The organism is Streptomyces sp. NPDC048521, assembly GCF_043199855.1.
Lineage (GTDB): Bacteria > Actinomycetota > Actinomycetes > Streptomycetales > Streptomycetaceae > Streptomyces.
Window position 1 is genome coordinate 418,358 of the sequence record NZ_JBICWR010000002.1, and the last position, 18,920, is coordinate 437,277.

An 18,920-nucleotide genomic window follows, 5' to 3' on the forward strand; every position below is an offset into this window, starting at 1 on the left:
TTGCACCAAGAGAGGCATCCCATCATGAGCAACCTCCCCAAGATCGCCTGGATCGGCCTCGGCATCATGGGCTCCCCCATGTCCGAGAACCTGATCAAGGCGGGTTACCGGGTCACCGGATACACCCTGGAGCAGGACAAGCTCGACCGGTTGGCCGCCGCGGGCGGTACCGCGGCCGGCTCGATCGCCGAGGCGGTCCGGGACGCCGACGTGGTGATCACGATGGTGCCCGCGTCCCCGCAGGTCGAGGCCATCGCCTACGGCCCCGACGGCATCCTGGAGAACGCCAGGCAGGGAGCCCTGCTGATCGACATGTCCTCGATCACCCCGCAGACCTCCATCGACCTGGCCGCAGCCGCCGAGGACAAGGGCATCCGGGTGCTGGACGCCCCGGTGTCCGGCGGTGAGGCCGGCGCCATCGAGGCCGTACTGTCGATCATGGTGGGCGGCGAGCAGGCCGACTTCGACCGGGCCAAGCCGATCTTCGAGGCGCTGGGCAGGACCATCGTGCTGTGCGGCCCGCACGGCTCCGGCCAGACCGTGAAGGCCGCCAACCAGCTGATCGTCGCCGTGAACATCCAGGCGTGCGCCGAGGCCGTGGTCTTCCTGGAGAAGTCGGGCGTGGACCTGAAGGCCGCGCTGGACGTCCTGAACGGCGGCCTCGCCGGCTCCACCGTACTGACGCGCAAGAAGGACAACTTCCTCGGACGCGACTTCACGCCGGGCTTCCGCATCGACCTGCACCACAAGGACATGGGCATCGTCACCGACGCCGCCCGCACCGTCGGCGCCGCCCTGCCGGTGGGCTCCGTGGTCGCCCAGCTGGTCGCGTCGCTGCGCGCCCAGGGTGACGGCGGCCTGGACCACTCGGCCCTGCTGCGGGCCGTGGAGCGCCTGTCCGGCGCCCAGGTCTGACCAGCCCCCTCGAGACTTCCGGGCCGCGGCACCGCTGACACCTGTCCTGTCGCGCCCAGGCGGCGCCGCGGCCCGGAATCAACTTCAACAAACTGTTGACGCTCAGATCGCCCCACTTCTAGGCTCCACGAAGCGGAAACAGGTTTCCGCTGACACCCGCACGGAAGGTCCACGATGTCGAAGCGCGTGCTCACGACAGAGGCCGGCGCACCGGTCGCCGACAACCAGAACTCCGCCTCCGCCGGCGTCGGCGGCCCGCTCCTGATCCAGGACCAGCACCTCCTGGAGAAGCTCGCCCGCTTCAACCGCGAGCGGATCCCGGAGCGCGTCGTGCACGCCCGCGGCTCCGGCGCGTACGGCCACTTCGAGGTGACGGACGACGTCAGCGGCTTCACCCACGCCGACTTCCTGAGCGAGATCGGCAAGCGCACCGAGGTGTTCGTGCGGTTCTCCACGGTCGCCGACTCCCTCGGCGGCGCGGACGCCGTCCGTGACCCGCGCGGCTTCGCGGTGAAGTTCTACACCGAGGAGGGCAACTACGACCTCGTCGGCAACAACACCCCGGTGTTCTTCATCAAGGACCCGATCAAGTTCCCCGACTTCATCCACTCGCAGAAGCGCGACCCCTTCACGGGCCGTCAGGAGCCGGACAACGTCTGGGACTTCTGGGCGCACGCCCCCGAGGCCACGCACCAGGTGACCTGGCTGATGGGCGACCGCGGCATCCCGGCGTCGTACCGGCACATGAACGGCTACGGCTCGCACACCTACCAGTGGACGAACGCCTCGGGCGAGGCCTTCTTCGTCAAGTACCACTTCAAGACGAACCAGGGCATCCGCTCCCTGAGCAGTGAGCAGGCCGCGGAGATCGCGGGCAAGGACCCCAGCTCCCACCAGACGGACCTGCTCCAGGCCATCGAGCGGGGCGTGCACCCGTCCTGGACCCTGTACGTGCAGTTGATGCCGGCGGCCGAGGCGGCGGACTACCGCTTCAACCCGTTCGACCTGACGAAGGTGTGGCCGCACAAGGACTACCCGCTGCAGCGGGTCGGCCGCCTGGTGCTCGACCGCAACCCGGACAACGTCTTCGCCGAGGTCGAGCAGGCGGCGTTCTCCCCGAACAACTTCGTGCCCGGCATCGGCCCGTCCCCGGACAAGATGCTCCAGGGCCGGCTGTTCGCCTACGCGGACGCCCACCGCTACCGCCTGGGCGTCAACCACACCCAGCTCGCCGTGAACGCCCCGAAGGCGGTCCCGGGCGGCGCCCGGAACTACGGCCGGGACGGCTTGATGGCGTCCAACGCCCAGGGCCGCCACGCCAAGAACTACGAGCCGAACTCCTACGACGGCCCGGTGGAGACCGGCCGCCCCCTCTCGGCGCCCCTGGCGATCACCGGGTACACCGGCACCCACGAGGCTCCCCTCCACACCAAGGACGACGACTTCTTCCAGGCGGGCGAGCTGTACCGCCTGATGTCCGAGGAGGAGAGGTCCCGTCTGGTCGCGAACATCGCCGGCGGCCTGTCGCAGGTCTCCCGCGACGACGTGATCGAGAGGAACCTGGCCCACTTCCACGCCGCCGACCCGGAGTACGGCAAGCGCGTGGAAGCGGCGGTCCACGCCCTGCGCGAGGACTGAAGCCCAGGGATCCGCAAGCAGCGTACGGCGTCTGACGGGAGGTCATGACGTCCGCACGCGGCCCGCGCGGTACGCCGGACGGCCCGGATGAGGGGTGGCCGTCGGTGGCGGCGCGGGCAGGGCGAGGACCGCGGCGGCGTGCGAGCCAGTGCGGTGGTGAAGGAACGGCGTGCCCGTCTCGACCTGAGGGAAGGGCTCCCGGCTCCGTCGCATCCGCCGCGGTCCCACCCAGCCCCCGCACGGGGGCCACCCGCCCCGTCCGGCGGCGCGAACGACCTGTCGCGCCCAGCCTCGCGCCGTCGGACGGCAACCATACGGTGCCCGAAGCGCCCCCTGGCCCAGGGGGCGCTTCGGGCGTTGCCGGGCTCGGGGTGCGCGTGCTCGGCTTCCGCAGCACGCTGATGCCATGGGCAATCCGACGCAGCACCCGCACATCGTGGTCCATTCGCCCGCGCTGGACGGCTCCCGGCGGGTCACCGAGGGGGACGTGACCCTGGGGATCGCGTCCCACCTGGACGACGTCGTGGAGATCCTGCGGCTGGCCGATCTGGATCGGATCGAGGTGGAGGAGAGCGACCTGATCGAGTGGCAGGGCGGCGGTCCGGACGACTGGCCGGGGCTGTCGGAGCACGAGCTGTAGCGGCCACGCGTACGGCAGCGGTCGTAGCCGGGCCGCGCAACCTCAAATCAACCTCTGAACACCGCCACGGAGGCTTCAACCACCCCCGCGCCAGGGCACATTATCGACACGCGGGGCCCGCCGGCACGGGGGCGGCGGGTCCCGCTCGGGGGTGTCTCATGGGCCGTACGACGTCGATTCCGGCGGACTCGCCGGACCCCTGCGCGGTCGCCCTGCTGCGGGGCGGTGGCCGCGCCGCCGTGACCGTCGCCGTGCTGGGGCTGCATCTGCGCGGCGCGGTCGAGGCGGGCCGGCCGGGCACGCTGCGCAAGACCGGGACGGGCGGTGCCGGGCCATTCCGGCATCCGCTGGAGAAGGCGGTCCGTACCGGCCTCTACCGGCCCGCGGGCCCGTCGGAGCTGCCCGGCCGCGCGGTGGTGCGCAGGGCCCTGGCCCGGATGCGGGCCGAACTGGTGGCGGCGGGGCTGCTGCGGGCGCTGCCGCCCGGCCGCACCCGTGCCGCCCGGCGGCTGCTGGCGGAGCTGCGCGCGCGCCACCCGCTCCCCGGCGGACCCGACGGTCTGCCGGAGGATGAGGTGCTGCTCGCGGTCGCGTTGTACGGCGAGCGGGCCCTGACCGTTCTCACGCCGCGTTTCGCCCGCGAGGGCGGGCTCACCGGCCGGGGCGCGCTCGCGGACGAGGGCCGCTTCCCGTTCGGCCGCGGCACCGGCCTCCGCGGCATCGTCGGCGACGAGGGCCTGACGGCCTGGGACGGCTACGACGACGGGGGCGGCCACGACCACGGCGGTGCGCACGGTGGTCACGACCACGGCGGCGGCCACGACTACGGCGGCGGATGCGGGGGCGGCGGGTTCGGCTGAGGCCGGCGGGTTCACCGGCACGTCGAAGGGGCGGCCCTCCCCCTGGGAGGGCCGCCCCTCGTGCGCTTCCGGCGGGTCAGACCTTCAGCGGCTTGATCGACGTCGGCGCGTGGCCGGGCTCGGTGGCCAGGTCCTCGAACTCGGAGATGTCGCTGATGTCCATGGTGCGGCTCATCGAGATGTTGGTGATCCGCTCCAGGATCGCCTCGACGACGACCGGCACCCGGTACTCGGCGGCCAGCTTCTTGGCCTGCTCGAAGGCCGCGCCCAGCTGGTCCGGCTCGGTGACCCGGATCGCCTTGCAGCCCAGGCCCTCGGCGACCTTGACGTGGTCCACGCCGTAGATCCCGATCTCGGGGGTGTTGATGTTCTCGAACTCCAGGTTGACCTGGAAGTCGATGTCCAGGCCGAGCTGCGCCTGGCGGATCAGGCCCAGGTAGGCGTTGTTCACCAGGACGTGGACGTAGGGGATCTTGTGCTGGGCGGCGACCGCCAGCTCCTCGATCAGGAACTGGAAGTCGTAGTCGCCGGAGAGGGCGACGACCGGGGAGTCCGGGTCGGCCTTGGCGACGCCGATCGCGGCCGGGATGGTCCAGCCGAGCGGGCCGGCCTGGCCGCAGTTGATCCAGTGGCGCGGCTTGTAGACGTGCAGCATCTGCGCGCCGGCGATCTGGGAGAGGCCGATGGTGGTGACGTACCGGGTGTCCGGGCCGAAGGCCTTGTTCATCTCCTCGTACACGCGCTGCGGCTTCATCGGCACGTCGTCGAAGTGCGTACGGCGCAGCAGGGTGGCCTTGCGCTCCTGGGTAGAGGCCACCCAGTCGGCACGGTCGGGCAGCCTGCCCTCGGCCTTCAGCTCCTTCGCGACCTCGACGAACAGCTCCAGCGCGGCCTTGGCGTCGGAGACGACCCCGTAGTCCGGCGGGAAGATCTTGCCGATCTGGGTGGGCTCGATGTCGACGTGGACGAACTTGCGGTCGCCGCGGTACACGTCGAGCTTGTAGCCGGTGTGGCGGTTGGCCCAGCGGTTGCCGATGCCGAGGACGAAGTCCGACTCCAGGAAGTTGGCGTTGCCGTAGCGGTGCGAGGTCTGGACGCCGACCATGCCGGCGTTCAGCTCGTGGTCGTCGGGCAGCGCGCCCCAGCCCATCAGGGTCGGGACGACCGGGGTCCGGGTCAGCTCGGCGAACTCCACCAGCAGGTCGGAGGCGTCGGCGCCGATGATGCCGCCGCCGGCGACGATGACCGGGCGTTCGGAGTCGAGCAGGAAGGAGATCGCCTTCTCGATCTGGGCGCGGGTCGCGGCGGGCTTGTAGACCGGCAGCGGCTCGTACGTCTCCGGGTCGAACTCGATCTCGGTGAGCTGGACGTCGATCGGCAGGTCGATCAGGACCGGGCCGGGACGGCCGGAACGCATCAGGTGGAAGGCCTGGTGGAAGACGCCCGGCACCTGCGCCGCCTCCAGGACGGTCACCGCCATCTTGGTGACCGGCTTGGCGATCGAGGCGATGTCGACGGCCTGGAAGTCCTCCTTGTGGATCACGTGGGTGGGCGCCTGGCCCGTGATGCACAGGATCGGGACGGAGTCGCCGATGGCCGAGTACAGGCCGGTGATCATGTCCGTGCCGGCCGGGCCGGAGGTGCCGATGCAGACGCCGATGTTGCCCGGCTCGGTGCGGGTGTAGCCCTCGGCCATGTGCGAGGCGCCCTCGACGTGGCGGGCGAGGGTGTGGTGGATGCCGCCGCCCTCCTGGAGGGCCTTGTAGAACGGGTTGATCGCCGCGCCCGGCACACCGAAGGCGTCGGTGACGCCCTCGCGCTTGAGGATCTCAACTGCCGCGCGGGCAGCGGTCATACGAGCCATCGAGTACTCCTGCTTCGGCTGTCGGATGCGTACTCCCGTCGCGCCCCGCGGTGAGCACAGTCTCCAGAACGTCAAAATTCCGCATTACGGAACTGAACTTCTGCTATCTGGAAGCAATGTAGGGGGGTGGGCGAACGCCGTCAAGAGAGGCCGAGACGTCGTCGATCCGGCCGAGACACGGCAACCGCCGGACAGAGGGGGGAGGGCAGGAGGACCATGGGAGGCGCTGTCCTGAGACGACTGTTGCGACGCGACGCCTTTGGAGTGGGCCATGCCCGAGAGCGTGCCGGTGCGCTGTCCGGCCTGTCGGCGGGAGCACCTCTACACCGCGCCGGCGTACCCCTGCGCATGCGGCGCGCCCACCGCCCCACGGCTGGATCCGGCCGCCGAGCCGGTCGTGACGGCACACCGCGCCTGGGACGACGAGTGGCTCACCGTGCCGTGCGCCGCCTGCGGGCACCGCAACCAGTGGCCGCACCCGGAGCTGGGCTGCCCGTGCGGCACGGTGCTGCGCGTCCCGGTGACGGGCACGCCGGCGGACCAGGCAGAGGGGCAGGCACCGGCCCGAGCCGAACCCGATCCGCGGGTGGCGGCCGCTCACCGTCCCGCCTTCCAGCCCCGCACCGTCCGGACCGCCCGCGACGCCGTCACCGCCGCCGCGCTCCATCTGCGCCGGCTCGGCTACCAGGACATCCGCCGGGCCGACCAGCGGCCGACGAACGGCATCGGGCTCGCCGCCCGCGGGCTGCTCGCCCAGGTGGACCCGACCGTGCGGCCGGCCGCGTCGCGGGACGTGGAGTGCCTGTGGCTGACGGCGATGACGGAGTCCGCGGACTGTGCGTACTTCTCCCTCGCCGGCTACACCGACGAGGCCCGCGCCCGCGCCGACGCGCTGGCGATCCCGCTGTTCGTCCTGGACCTCACAGGCGTCCCGCAGCCGGCGAACGACCCGGCCGAGGCGCTGGACGCCGAAGGCGCGCCGGAACCGGGCACCAGGACGCGGGACGGGCGGGTCTGACCGCCGCGCGCGTGCCGGCGGGTCCCGGGCCGAGTGCGCCGCCGACTGCGCGCTCGCCTGCCCGGGACCCGCCGTCGAGCATTCACCGCATGCTCGCTTTCCGTCGTTTCACACCTGGTATTTCTCGCGCAGTTCGACCTTGCGCACTTTGCCGGACACCGTCATCGGGAAGGAGTCGAGGATCTGGAGCCTGCTGGGGATCTTGTAGTGCGCGAGCCGGCCCTGGCAGAAGGCGCGCAGCTCCTCCAGGGTGAGCGGGTCGGCCGCGTCACGCGGGATGACGCAGGCGAGGACCTCCTCGCCGTACGTCTCGTGCGGCACCCCGACGACCTGGACGTCCCTGATCTTCGGGTGGGCGTAGAGGAACTCCTCGATCTCGCGCGGGTAGATGTTCTCGCCGCCCCGGATGATCATGTCCTTGATGCGGCCGACGATCTCGACGTACCCGTCCTCCCGCATCACCGCCAGGTCCCCGGTGTGCATCCAACGGCCCGCGTCGACGGCCTCGGCGGTCTTCTCCGGCTCGTTCCAGTAGCCGAGCATCACGCTGTAGCCACGGGTGCACAACTCGCCGGCGCTGCCGCGCGGCCGGGTGACGCCGGTCGCCGGGTCGACGACCTTGACCTCCAGGTGCGGCAGGACACGGCCGACGGTGGCGGTGCGGTGCTCCAGGTCGTCGTCGATCCGTGTCTGCAGCGACACCGGTGACGTCTCCGTCATGCCGTAGCAGATGGAGACCTCCTCCATGTGCATCTCGGCGACCACCCGTTTCATCACCTCCACCGGGCAGGGCGAGCCGGCCATGATGCCTGTGCGCAGGGTGGAGAGGTCGTAGGAGGCGAAGTCCGGGAGGTTCAGCTCGGCGATGAACATGGTCGGGACGCCGTACAGGGACGTGCAGCGCTCCTGCTGCACGGCCTCCAGGGTGGCCCTCGGCTCGAAGGAGGGGGCCGGGACGACCATGCAGGCGCCGTGCGAGGTGGCGGCCAGATTGCCCATGACCATGCCGAAACAGTGATAGAAGGGGACGGGAATGCAGATTCTGTCCTGTTCCGTGTAGGCGATCGACTCCCCCACGAAATAACCGTTGTTGAGGATGTTGTGGTGGGAGAGGGTCGCACCCTTCGGGAAGCCGGTCGTGCCCGAGGTGTACTGGATGTTGATGGGGTCGTCGCAGGACAAGGACGCCGCGACGGCCTCCAGTTCGTCCCGCCGGTCCCGCGCACCGCGTGCGGTGAACGCCTCCCAGGCCGGGTCCCCGATGTAGACGGTCTCCTTCAACCGCGGGCATCTGCCCCGTACTTCCTCGACCATCGCCCGGTAATCGCTCGCCTTGTGACGGACGGACGCGAACAGCATGGAGATTCCGGCCTGGTTGAGGACGAACTCCACCTCGTGCGTGCGGTAGGCCGGGTTGATGTTGACCATGACGGCGCCGACGCGGGCGGTGGCGTACTGCACCAGCACCCACTCGGCGCAGTTGACCGCCCAGATGCCGACGCGGTCGCCCTTGGCGACTCCGCTCGCCAGCAGCGCGTACGCCAGCGTGTCGACGTCGGCGGCGAATTCCCTGTAGGTCCAGCGCCGGCCGGAGGGGACGTCGACCAGGGCCTCGCGGTCCGGCCAGGCGGCCACGGCCCGGTCGAGGTTGGCGCCGATGGTGTCACCGAGCAGGGCGGTGCTGCCCGTCCCGTGGGTGTACGACGGCTCTGCGGTCACCGGAAGTCCTCCTCGCGGTACTCGTCCTGGGAGCCCGCGGCCGTGGCCTCGCGCAGCTCGATCCGGCGGATCTTGCCGGAGACGGTCTTGGGCAGCGCGCCGAACTCCAGGCGGCGGATGCGCTTGTAGGGGGCGAGCACCTCGCGGGAGTGCTCGAAGAGGGCCTTGGCGGTGCCGGGTCCGGGCTCCCACCCCTCGGCGAGGACGACGTACGCCTTGGGCACGGCGAGCCGCAGCTCGTCCGGCGCGGGGACGACGGCCGCCTCGGCCACCGCCTCGTGCTCCAGCAGCGCGCTCTCCAGCTCGAAGGGGCTGATCTTGTAGTCGGAGGCCTTGAAGACGTCGTCGGCGCGGCCGACGTAGGTCAGGTAGCCGTCCTCGTCCCGAGAGGCGATGTCGCCGGTGCGGTAGTAGCCGCCCGCCATGGCCTCGGAGGTGCGGTCGGGGTCGCCGTGGTAGCCGGTCATCAGGCCGACGGGGCGCTCGGCGAGGTCGAGGGCGATCTCGCCCTCGGTGGCGCCGGGGGCGCCGGAGACCGGGTCGAGGAGTTCGACGCGGTAGCCGGGACTCGGGCGGCCCATCGAGCCGGTCTTCAGTTCCTGGCCGGGGCTGTTGGAGACCTGGACCGCCGTCTCGGTCTGCCCGAAGCCGTCCCGGACGGTGACCCCCCAGGCCCGCCGGACCTGTTCGACGACCTCGGGGTTGAGCGGCTCGCCCGCGGCCACGACCTCGCGCGGCGGGGTGGCGAGCCGGCCGAGGTCGGCCTGGATGAGCATGCGCCACACGGTCGGCGGGGCGCAGAAGGTGGTGACCTGGGCCCGGTCCATCTCGGCCATCAGCCGGGCCGCGTCGAAGCGGGTGTAGTTGAAGATGAAGACGGTCGCCTCGGCGTTCCAGGGGGCGAACAGGTTGGACCAGGCGTGCTTGGCCCAGCCGGGCGAGGAGATGTTCAGGTGCACGTCGCCGGGCTTGAGGCCGATCCAGTACATGGTGGCCAGGTGTCCGACGGGGTACGAGGTGTGGGTGTGCTCGACCAGCTTGGGGCGGGCGGTCGTCCCCGAGGTGAAGTAGAGCATCAGCGGGTCGTCGGCCAGGGTGGGGCCGTCGGGGACGAAGTCGGCGGGGGCGGTGTACGCGTCCTCGTACGGCTCCCAGCCCTCCTGGGGAAGACCGCCGACGGAGATCCGCGTGTAGACGCCGGGCACGTCGTCGAACTTGGCGGTGTCCTCGGCCCGCACGATCACGTGCTTGACCCGGCCCCGGTCGACGCGGTCGCGCAGGTCGGCCGGGCCGAGCAGCGGGGTGGCCGGGATGACGACCGCGCGCAGCTTCATCGCGGCCAGCGCGGTCTCCCACAGCTCGGCCTGGTTGCCGAGCATGACGAGGACGCGGTCCTCGGCGGTGACGCCCCGATCACGCAGCCACCGGGCGACCCGGTTCGACCGCTCGGACATCTCCGCGAAGGACAGCCGGGTCTGCGTGCCGTCCTCCTCCACGATGTGCAGGGCGGTCCGGTCGTTCCCGTCGGCGATCACGTCGAACCAGTCCAGCGCCCAGTTGAAGTGCTCGGGCCGCGGCCACGCGAACCCGGCGTAGGCGGTGGCGTAGTCCTCGCGGTGCTCCAGCAGGAAGTCCCGTGCCCCGCGGAACAGCTCCGTCGCCGTCGTCATCCGTGTCCTCCTAGCTTTCTGGTCGCTCGCCTCCGGGCGCCCTGTGCCCTCCAGCTCACTCCCGTGTTCCGGACCATTGCCGGGCGGCTCTCTGGCATCGTCTAATCCGTGATGCAGGTCTCACTACCCCCGAACGGGGGTGTGGGTGACCGAAGGGGCGGACAAGGTGACGGCACAGGCGGCGGGAGCGGTGGAGATCGGCGGCGCGCTGGCCCGGCTGCGGCACGTGACCGGTCTCCCGGTCGCCTTCGGCGGGCTGGTCGAGTCGGGCCGGCCGCGGATCCGGATCAGCGAGTTGAGCGGCACGGCCACGGCCGCCCTGCGCTCGCTCGCGGTGACCTCCGGCAACGGGCTCGGCGGCAAGGCGGTGGCGCTGGCCCGCCCGTGCGCGGTGACGGACTACTCCAGCTCCCGGCAGATCAGCCACGAGTACGATGTGCCGGTGGCCGCCGAGGGCATCCGCTCGGTGCTCGCGGTGCCGGTCGTCGTACGGCGGCGGGTGCGCGGGGTGCTGTACGGCGCGCTGCGCTCGGCGCAGCCGCTCGGCGACCGCACGCTGGGCGCGGCGATGGCGGTGGCGCGGGACGTGGAGCAGGCGCTGGTGGTGCGGGACGAGGCGCGGGGGCTGCTGGCGGCGGCCCGGCCGGAGCCCGCCGCCGGCGAGCGGGGTGCCGCCTGGGAGCAGGTGCGCGAGGCGCACGCGGCGCTGCGGGCGCTGGCGCCGCGGATCGCCGATCCGCGGCTGCGGGCGGAACTGCTCGCCGCGTGCGGGCTGCTGACCGCGCCGCGGCCGGCCGGCGGCACGAGCCTGGCGCCGCGCGAACTGGACGTGCTCTCCTGGGTGGCGGCGGGTGCCACCAACGCGGCCGTGGCCGAACGGCTGGGGCTGCGCCCGGAGACGGTCAAGGGCTATCTGCGCTCCGCGATGCGGAAGCTGGGCGCGCACACCCGAGGGGAGGCGGTGACCGCGGCCCGCAGGGCGGGACTGCTGCCCTAGGCCGGGCGGACGGGGAAGCGGGTAAGGAAACCTTCCCATTCATCCGGCGACGCTTTGAATTTCCCTGTGCTTGACCGTTTGTTATTTCCCTCACCAGGGCTTCCGTCCGAATTTCGAGGATCGTTGCCTAGAATTTGGTCAGGACACGACACACGAGGGGAGCGGTGACCGTGCGACGGGACTTCCAGGAGCCTGCCAGGTGCCGCCCCGACCTGGTCATCGGCCGCGAGGAGCTGTTCACGAGCGCCCGTGACCAACTCGCCTCGGGTGGCAGTGTGTTGCTTCACGGTCCCGCCGGAATAGGGAAATCCACCGTCCTGCGGGCATTGGCCGAGGAATACGCGGCCACCGCGCGCACCGTCTTGCGCTGCTCGGCCACGGAGTCCGAATCCCACTTGCCGTTCCTCGCCCTCGCCGACCTCTTCGGCCTGGTCCTCGACGACGTCTCGCCCCGGCTGCCCGCCGCCCAGCGCACCGCCCTGGAGTCGGCGCTCACCGGCCGCGGCGAGTCCAGCCTCCAGCGTGACGGCCTCGCCCTGCGCCTCGCGGTGCTCTCCGCCCTGCGCGCCCTGGCCGCCCAGGGTCCCGTCCTGCTCGTCGCCGACGATCTGCAGTGGCTGGATCCGGCCAGCACCGAACTGCTCGGCTTCGCCGCCCGGCGGCTGGAAGGCACCCCGGTGCAACTGCTGTGCGCGGTACGGACGGAAGGCACGGAGAGCCAGGAGTACGACCCTCATCTGCGCGCCTGCCCGCCCGGCACGCTCGCCGTCCGGCTGGGCCCGCTCTCCCGCCCCCAGGTCGCCCAGCTGCTCGACCACCGCGGCCACGGCGGCCTGCCCCGCTCCACCGTCCGCGAGATCCACCGCACCAGCGGCGGCAACCCGCTCTTCGCGCTGGAACTCGGCCGCGCCCTCGCCGAGAACCCCACCCCGCCCCGCCCGGGCGAACCGCTGCCCGTCCCCACCTCGCTGCGCGCCCTGGTGCTCAGCCGCCTGGACATGCTGTCCGTCGAGGCCCGCCGCACCCTGCTGGTGGCCAGCGCCGGTGCCCGGCCCACCCCGGCGCTGCTGCACGCGGCCGGCCGGGAACACGCCGAGGCGGAGTGCGCGCAGGCCGCCGAACTCGGGCTGCTGGCCACCGAGCCCGACGCCCCGGCCGTACGGTTCGCGCACCCGCTGATCTCCGCCGCGCTGTACGCGGAGGCGCCCGCCCACGAGCGGCGGGCCGCGCACGCGGCCCTGTCCACCGCCGCCTGTGACCCGATCGAACGGGCCCGGCACCTGGCGTTGGCCACCACCGGCACCGACCCGGAGGTCGCCGCCCGGCTCGCCGAGGCCGCCGCCCTCGCCCGCGACCGGGGAGCGCCGTCGGTCGCCGCCCATCTCGGGCTGCTCGCCGCCCGGCACACACCGGCCGACGGCGTACCGAGCCAGGAGGAGCGCCGGCTCCAGGCCGCCGAGGACGCGATCACCGCCGGTGAGGTCGACCTGGCCCGGGACATCGCCCGGGAGGTGCTCACCCGGGCGAGTGTGCCCACCGACCGGGTGCGGGCCTGGATCATCGTCATCGACACCGCCGGCCACACCATGGCCGAGGTCGACGCCGTCTTCCCGCAGGCCCTCGCCGACGCCGGTGACGACCCCCGGCTGCTGGCCCTCGTCCACTACCAGCTGGCCTGGCGGGCGCTGATCGTGGAGGGCGACTTCACCGAGGCCCGCGAGGCGGCCGCGCACGCCGCCGAGCTGGCCGCGCGCGGCGGGGACCGGCGCACCGAGCTGCTGTCCCTCGCCTTCCAGGCGCAGACCGAGACCCTGATGGGCCATCCGGAGGCGCCCCGCACCATCAAGCGCGCCCTGCGGGAACCCCAGGACCCGAGGGTGGCCTGGCATCACAACGGTGCGGGCAGCGCCCGGTTCCGCTGGCTGATCATGGGCGACCAGCTGGCCGAGGCCCGGGCGACGGTCACCGCGCTGCTGCGCGAGGTGCGCCGGCGCGGCTCGGTGGAGAGCGAGGTGCACTTCCTGCGCGGGCTCGCCGAGACCGAACTGCGCGCCGGGCACTGCGGCCGGGCCCTGGAACTGGCCCGCGAGAGCCTGCGGCTGGCCCGGGACTCCGGGATCGGCGAGACCGCCTCGGCGATGCTCACCTCGCTCGCGGAGGCCTCCGGCGGTGACGTGGACCGGGCACTCGCCCTCGCGCGGGAGGCGGTGGCGCACGCCGAGGAGGACGGCGACCAGATGTACCTCTCCCGGGCCCTGGGCGCCCTCGGGTACGCCCAGCTGGTGGCCGGGGACCCGGCGGGCACGGTCCGCTCCCTGCGCCGGGTGCGCAGCCTGGAGCTGGCCCTCGGCATCACCGACCCGGCCCGCGGCCGCTGGCAGGGCGACCTCGCCGAGGCGCTGGTCCGGATCGGTGAACCGGCCGAGGCGCAGGACGTCATCGACGCGAGCCGCGAGCACGCGCTCAGGCTCGGCCGGGAGAGCGTGCTCGCCGTCCTCGACCGCGCCGAGGCCCTGGTGCGTGCCGCCCTGGGAGACCTGGAGGCCGCGGTCGCCCAGCTGACGTCCGCTCAGGACCGGCTGGGCAAGCTGGGCTACGGTCTGGAGGAGGCCCGGGCCGCGTTCGCGCTGGCCCGGCTGCCGGGCCGGCGCGCCGCGCGAACCCCCGGCCCGGGCGCCGCGGAGACGGTCCGCAAGAACACGGCAGCCTTCGACGAGGCCACCCGGATGTTCCGCCGCTGCCGGGCGCTGCCCTGGCTGCGCCAGGTGGACGAGGCGCTCACCACCCGCGAGCCGGAACCCGCGCTCGCCGTGCCGGACGCCCTGGACGCGCTGGACATCCTGGCCGCGATGGAGCGTCAGGTCGCCGCGCTCGTCATGGAGGGCGCCACCAACCGGGAGATCGCGGCACGGCTGTTCATCAGCGTGAAGACGGTGGAGGCGACCCTGACCCGGGTCTATCGCAAGCTGGGGATCCGATCACGCGTCGACATCGTCCGATTGGCGGCAGGTCGGCGCGCGAAGTGAGAACACGGCCGGTTAACTGAACCGGACCGAGGGTTTTCCCTCACCCAACCCCCTAGGGGGTTCCCTCATTGGGAGCCGAGGGTTCCGGGTCCTAGCGTAAAGGGCGTGCCGCTCGCCCGGGCACACGGGGGTCGGTCCCGCGACCCCCGTGAACAACCCACACCCGCGCGACCCCCCACCGGTGCAACCCCCACTGAGGAGACTCATGTTCGGGCCCAGACGTGCCAGAAAGACCGCCGCGACCCTGTTGGCCACCGCCGCCGCGGCGGCGACCGCGCTGCTCGCCTCCCCCACGGCGAGCGCCGCTCCCCAGCCCATCGTGGGCGGTACGACCACCACGACGACCGCGTACCCGTTCATGATGCAGATCACGGACGCGTCCGGGAGCCAGTTCTGCGGCGGCACCCTGGTGGCCGCCAAGAAGGTGGTGACGGCCGCGCACTGCATGGTCGGCGAGACGACCGGCAGCGTGCGCGTGGTCGGCGGCCGGACCTACCTGAACGGCACCAACGGCACGGTCAGCAAGGTCAGCAAGATCTGGATCAACCCGGACTACACCGACGCCACCAACGGCGACGACGTGGCCGTGCTGACCCTGTCGACGTCGATGCCGTACACGGCGGCGAAGTACGTCTCCTCCTCCCAGACGAGCGTGTACGCGGCCGGCGGCACGGCCCGGATCCTCGGCTGGGGCACCACCTCGGAGAACGGCAGCTCCTCCAACCAGCTGCGGACGGCGACCGTACCGGTCGTGTCCGACACCAGCTGCCGTTCCTCCTACGGTTCGGACTTCGTCCAGTCCGACATGGTGTGCGCCGGATACACCTCCGGCGGCGTAGACACCTGCCAGGGCGACAGCGGCGGTCCCCTGCTCATCGGGGGCGTCCTGGCAGGGATCACTTCTTGGGGCGAGGGGTGCGCGGAGGCGGGTTACCCGGGTGTGTACACCCGGCTGACCACCTTCTCGGACCTGGTGACCACGCAGGTCAACTCGTGACCCGGAAGACTCCCCGAGCACCCCTCGGGTAACTGCCAGGGGGGCGTTGCGAGCCACCACGAGCGGCCCGCAACGCCTCCCTCTCCATGGCCCGGCTACTTGTCGGCGGTAAGCTTCCCGGCCGCGCCCCAGCTGTCCGCGGGCACCTCGTGGATCCACACCTGCACGGTCTCCGCCGGGATCCGGTACGCGTCGACGAAGGCGTCGGTGACCCGCTTGACGAGGTCCCGCTTGAGCTCGACGTCGCGCGGGCCCTGCTGGATGGTGACGATCGGCATGACTGACTCCCGTGTGCGGGGCGGTTGTTGCCGCCTGCTGTCCTGGTGGGTCCAGTCCACCGCCTGCCGCCCTCGGGTCCAAGGAGCAGTCCGCGACCGCAGCGATCAGCTTTCCTGATCACCGCAGGCCAGCAGCAGCGTCTCCAGGTGCGGGGTGGGGTCCGCGGCGGGTACGGCGAGACCCGTGACGAGGGCGAGACCGGGCGCGCGGAAGGGGACGTACGCCACTCGGGGCGTGTGCAGCACGCGCGCGTGGGAGGCGTAGACGACCGTCCACAGGGGCCGGGCGCCGATGGTGGCGAGGGTGTCGTGCAGCGAGCCGCCGGCCGGTCCCGGCGACGGCTCGAACCCCGCCGCGTGGCAGGCGCCGACGACCAGATCGACCAGGGCCGGGTTGGTGCGGCGCGGGGTGAGGGCGAGGGGCAGTCCGGCCAGGTCCGCGAGGTCGATCTCGGCCCGGGCCGCGAGCGGGTGCCCGGCCGGGAGGGCGGCCACCAGCGGGTCGGGCCACAGCGGCAGCACCCGTACGCCGGGCGGGGGTTCGGCCGACCGGACGAACGCGGCGTCCAGCCCGCCCGCCGCGACCCGGGCCAGCCGTTCGCCGGCCGGCAGCGAGAACAGCTCCACCGGCACGTCCGGCGCCCGCTGGGCGAACGCGGCGAGCACCCGGTCCAGATGCGCGCCGAGGCCGGTGCTGGTGCCGAGGCGCAGCCCGGCGGGCGCCGCCACGGCCGCCCGCGCCTTCTCCGCCGCCGCGAGCACCGCCCGCGCCTCGGGCAGCAGCCGCTCCCCCGCCCCGGTCAACCGCACACGACGCGGCGAACGGTCGAACAGCTCGGCGCCCAACTCCCGCTCCAGCCGCTGGATCTGCTGGCTGACCGCCGACTGCACGATGTGCAGCCGGTCGGCCGCGCGCCCGAAGTGCAACTCCTCGGCGACCGCGACGAAGTAGCTGAGCTGGCGCAGTTCCATGGGCCGACTGTAGACGGAGCCCCGGCGGGCGCTCACCGCCGTACGACGTCCCCGAACCGGATGTCGTACGCGGCACCCGGGTGCATGGTCCGCAGCATCCGCTCCCCCTCCGCGGTCACCTCCGCCCGCTGAGCCCTGGTCGGCTCGGCGAAGGTCTCGATGACGAGGGTGCCGCCGTCGAGCTTCCACAGGCCGGCCAGGAAGCCGTCGACGAGGAGGGTGCGGTAGGCCTGGTTGCCCTGCCGGCTGCGGCCCCGGTACGCGGGTGGGACGACGCGGGTGCGGTCGGCGTGGGCGAGGAGGAGGTTGTCGTACTCGGGCAGGAAGCGGGGCGGGGCCGGGGTGTCCGGGTCGGGGCGCGGGGCGTCGGGCAGGTCGAAGAGTTCGGCTCCGCCGGTGTCCCGGAAGCCGGCCAGTTCGGGGCGCAGCCGCTCGAAGGCGTCCCGGAGGCGGGTCAGTCCGGCCCAGGTCTGCATGTCCCTGACGGAGGCCGGGCCGAAGGCGGCGAGGTAGCGCAGGACGACGGATTCCGGTGCCGGGGCCCGGCCCGCCGGGCGGCCCAGCCAGCGCTCGGCGGTGGTGAGGGCGACCTGCCCGCTCTCGTCCCACAGGCCGCGCGGGGTGACCTGGACGAGCGGGAGGGTGCAGCGGGCGGCGACGGCCAGGGCCCGCGGGTCGGCGTCCGGCCACTCGGCGCCGAGCGCCTGCCGCAACTGCGCCATGGTGCGCGGCTCGGCCTCGACCAGCTCGCGGGTGAGGGCGGCCAGCCGGTTCAGGTCGACGCCGCCCAGCCCCTTGCGGAAGTTCGTCAGGTCCCGGTCACGGGCCGGCTGGACGAAAGGGCGCAGGGCGAGGCAGTCGTCGGCGGTGTGGGTGTGGACGGTGGAGCGCAGGGTGACGAGCCGGGCGACCTCGCGGCCGGCCATGAGCGCGGACAGGTGCTCCGGCGCGAAGCCGTCCAGGCGGGCGGCGAGGGCGTAGTAGGGCGGTCTGACGTTCTGCGCCTGGAGGCCGAGCAGGTGGCGCACGGCGTCCAGGGCGGACCGCGAGGAGCGGCGCAGCAGCAGCTGCCGGTCGAGGGTGGCACGGTTCAGGGCACGTGTGTCCAGTAGGGGGGCGCTCGCCGGACTGCCCTGGTACGCGCTGCTCTTCGTCATGCCCGCACGCTAACGCCGCTTGCGGACACCTCCTGTCCGCGACCACGGCCGAACCCCTCGAACCGGGTTGGAGCTTACGTCCCACCTTGCCCGGAGGGGATGCCCGCGGCCCGCGCCATGTCGTAGAAATGGGTCAGGGAGCGCGGGGAAGGGGCTGGCATGACCGAGGCGTTGGTGCTGGGTGGCGGCGGGGTGGGCGGGATCGCCTGGCTCACCGGCTTGCTGGCGGGGCTCGCCGACGGCGGGCAGGACGTGACCGGGGCCGATCTGCTCGTGGGGACTTCCGCCGGCTCGACCGTGGCGGCCCAGGTGGGCAGCGGGCTGAGCCTGGAGGAGTTGTACGCCCGGCAGGTGGACCCCGCGCTGCAGGCCGCCGAGATCATGGCCGAGATGGACCTGGAGAAGTTCGCCGCGGAGATCGGCACCGCCATCGGATCGACCGCGGACGTACCGGAGGTGCGGCGCGCGGTCGGACGGATGGCGCTCGGGGCGCGGACGGTCTCCGAGCGGGAGCGGCGCGCGGTGATCGAGTCCCGGCTGCCGTCCCACGGGTGGCCGGAGCGGGCGCTGAAGGTCGTCGCGGTCGACGCGGAGAGCGGTGAGCCGCGCGTCTTCGACGGGACCTCGGGCGTACCCCTGGTGGACGCCGTCGCGGCGAGCTGTGCCGTACCGGGCGTGTGGCCGCCGGTGACGATCGGCGCGCGCCGGTACGTGGACGGCGGGGTGCGGTCCATCGCCAACGTCGATCTCGCCGCGGGCGCGGACCGGGTGCTGGTGCTGGTGCCGCTGGGCACCACCGAGCCGTTCCCCAGCGAGCAGCCGCTGGAGCCTTCCGTGGCGGAGCTGCGCGCCCGGGGCGCCGAAGTCGTGCTCGTCGCGCCCGACGAGGCGTCGGCGGCGGCGATCGGCGACAACGCCCTGGATCCGGCCACCCGCCGGCCGGCCGCCGAGGCGGGCCGCACCCAGGGACGGGCGCTCACGCTCCCGTGGGGACGGGGCTGAGCGTACGACGCGCTCAGGACGCGCCCACCTGGACAGGGCACGCGGCACGCAGGCCGGTTCGGGGCGTGCCGGTACGCCGACGGAAGCCGGGGCGGCTTTCGGGGCGTGCCGGCACACCGCCGGGATCCGGGTCGGCAGCCCCCGCCCGTGCGGGCCCCTCGACGGGC

15 protein-coding genes are annotated in these 18,920 nt (G+C 72.8%); 9 read left to right on the forward strand and 6 right to left on the reverse strand.

Annotated elements, in window-relative coordinates:
* Positions 1 to 24 precede the first annotated feature (24 nt).
* The 4 genes from ACGFRF_RS06340 to ACGFRF_RS06355 all read left to right on the forward strand — a co-directional run bounded on the left by ACGFRF_RS06340 (position 25) and on the right by ACGFRF_RS06355 (position 4,053).
* Entirely contained in the window at positions 25 to 915 is an 891-nt protein-coding gene (locus ACGFRF_RS06340; protein ID WP_393737441.1) for a 2-hydroxy-3-oxopropionate reductase, read from the forward strand.
* Between the two features lie 174 nt (positions 916 to 1,089).
* A complete protein-coding gene (locus ACGFRF_RS06345; protein ID WP_393737442.1) occupies positions 1,090 to 2,553 on the forward strand; it encodes a catalase in 1,464 nt (487 codons plus the stop codon).
* A gap of 406 nt (positions 2,554 to 2,959) precedes the next feature.
* Positions 2,960 to 3,193: a hypothetical protein gene (locus ACGFRF_RS06350; RefSeq protein ID WP_393737443.1), complete on the forward strand. Its 234-nt coding sequence runs from the start codon at positions 2,960 to 2,962 to the stop codon at positions 3,191 to 3,193.
* Positions 3,194 to 3,351: 158 nt separating this feature from the next.
* Positions 3,352 to 4,053 carry a TIGR04222 domain-containing membrane protein gene (locus tag ACGFRF_RS06355; protein WP_393737444.1) on the forward strand — a complete coding sequence of 234 codons (702 nt, stop codon included), beginning with the start codon at positions 3,352 to 3,354 and terminating at the stop codon, positions 4,051 to 4,053.
* A gap of 76 nt (positions 4,054 to 4,129) precedes the next feature.
* Here ACGFRF_RS06355 and gcl read toward each other — a convergent pair whose 3' ends face one another.
* Entirely contained in the window at positions 4,130 to 5,917 is a 1,788-nt protein-coding gene (gene gcl, locus ACGFRF_RS06360) for a glyoxylate carboligase (RefSeq protein WP_393737445.1), read from the reverse strand.
* Between the two features lie 271 nt (positions 5,918 to 6,188).
* Here gcl and ACGFRF_RS06365 point away from each other — a divergent pair, with 271 nt between their 5' ends.
* Positions 6,189 to 6,935, forward strand: coding sequence for a hypothetical protein (locus tag ACGFRF_RS06365; RefSeq protein ID WP_393737446.1), 747 nt, complete (start codon positions 6,189 to 6,191; stop codon positions 6,933 to 6,935).
* Positions 6,936 to 7,043: 108 nt separating this feature from the next.
* Here the strand turns inward: ACGFRF_RS06365 and ACGFRF_RS06370 are convergent, their stop codons facing one another.
* The gene (locus ACGFRF_RS06370) at positions 7,044 to 8,654 is read right to left on the reverse strand and encodes an AMP-binding protein (RefSeq protein WP_393737447.1); all 1,611 of its coding nucleotides are present in this window, start codon (positions 8,652 to 8,654) and stop codon (positions 7,044 to 7,046) included.
* Complete coding sequence (locus tag ACGFRF_RS06375) at positions 8,651 to 10,324, reverse strand: AMP-binding protein (RefSeq protein ID WP_393737448.1); 1,674 nt, start codon at positions 10,322 to 10,324, stop codon at positions 8,651 to 8,653. Before ACGFRF_RS06375 ends, ACGFRF_RS06370 begins: the two co-directional genes overlap by 4 nt.
* A gap of 166 nt (positions 10,325 to 10,490) precedes the next feature.
* On the opposite strand from ACGFRF_RS06375, the gene ACGFRF_RS06380 reads away from it, so the two are divergent.
* The 3 genes from ACGFRF_RS06380 to ACGFRF_RS06390 all read left to right on the forward strand — a co-directional run bounded on the left by ACGFRF_RS06380 (position 10,491) and on the right by ACGFRF_RS06390 (position 15,344).
* On the forward strand, positions 10,491 to 11,321 hold the full coding sequence (locus tag ACGFRF_RS06380) for a response regulator transcription factor (RefSeq protein WP_393737682.1): 831 nt from the start codon (positions 10,491 to 10,493) through the stop codon (positions 11,319 to 11,321).
* A 164-nt stretch (positions 11,322 to 11,485) separates the two neighbouring features.
* Positions 11,486 to 14,347, forward strand: coding sequence for an ATP-binding protein (locus ACGFRF_RS06385; protein ID WP_393737449.1), 2,862 nt, complete (start codon positions 11,486 to 11,488; stop codon positions 14,345 to 14,347).
* Positions 14,348 to 14,552: 205 nt separating this feature from the next.
* Complete coding sequence (locus ACGFRF_RS06390; protein WP_393737450.1) at positions 14,553 to 15,344, forward strand: S1 family peptidase; 792 nt, start codon at positions 14,553 to 14,555, stop codon at positions 15,342 to 15,344.
* A gap of 95 nt (positions 15,345 to 15,439) precedes the next feature.
* On the opposite strand, the gene dmpI is transcribed toward ACGFRF_RS06390, so the two are convergent.
* The 3 genes from dmpI to ACGFRF_RS06405 form a co-directional block, all read right to left on the reverse strand.
* Positions 15,440 to 15,622, reverse strand: a complete 183-nt coding sequence (dmpI, locus tag ACGFRF_RS06395; protein WP_265565712.1) for a 4-oxalocrotonate tautomerase DmpI — start codon at positions 15,620 to 15,622, stop codon at positions 15,440 to 15,442.
* Between the two features lie 105 nt (positions 15,623 to 15,727).
* Complete coding sequence (locus tag ACGFRF_RS06400; RefSeq protein ID WP_393737451.1) at positions 15,728 to 16,594, reverse strand: LysR substrate-binding domain-containing protein; 867 nt, start codon at positions 16,592 to 16,594, stop codon at positions 15,728 to 15,730.
* 32 nt (positions 16,595 to 16,626) lie between these two features.
* Positions 16,627 to 17,751 (reverse strand): winged helix DNA-binding domain-containing protein, encoded by a 1,125-nt coding sequence (locus tag ACGFRF_RS06405; RefSeq protein ID WP_393737452.1) that lies wholly within the window; start codon positions 17,749 to 17,751, stop codon positions 16,627 to 16,629.
* A gap of 159 nt (positions 17,752 to 17,910) precedes the next feature.
* On the opposite strand from ACGFRF_RS06405, the gene ACGFRF_RS06410 reads away from it, so the two are divergent.
* Positions 17,911 to 18,753: a patatin-like phospholipase family protein gene (locus ACGFRF_RS06410; RefSeq protein WP_393737453.1), complete on the forward strand. Its 843-nt coding sequence runs from the start codon at positions 17,911 to 17,913 to the stop codon at positions 18,751 to 18,753.
* Positions 18,754 to 18,920: the final 167 nt, after the last annotated feature.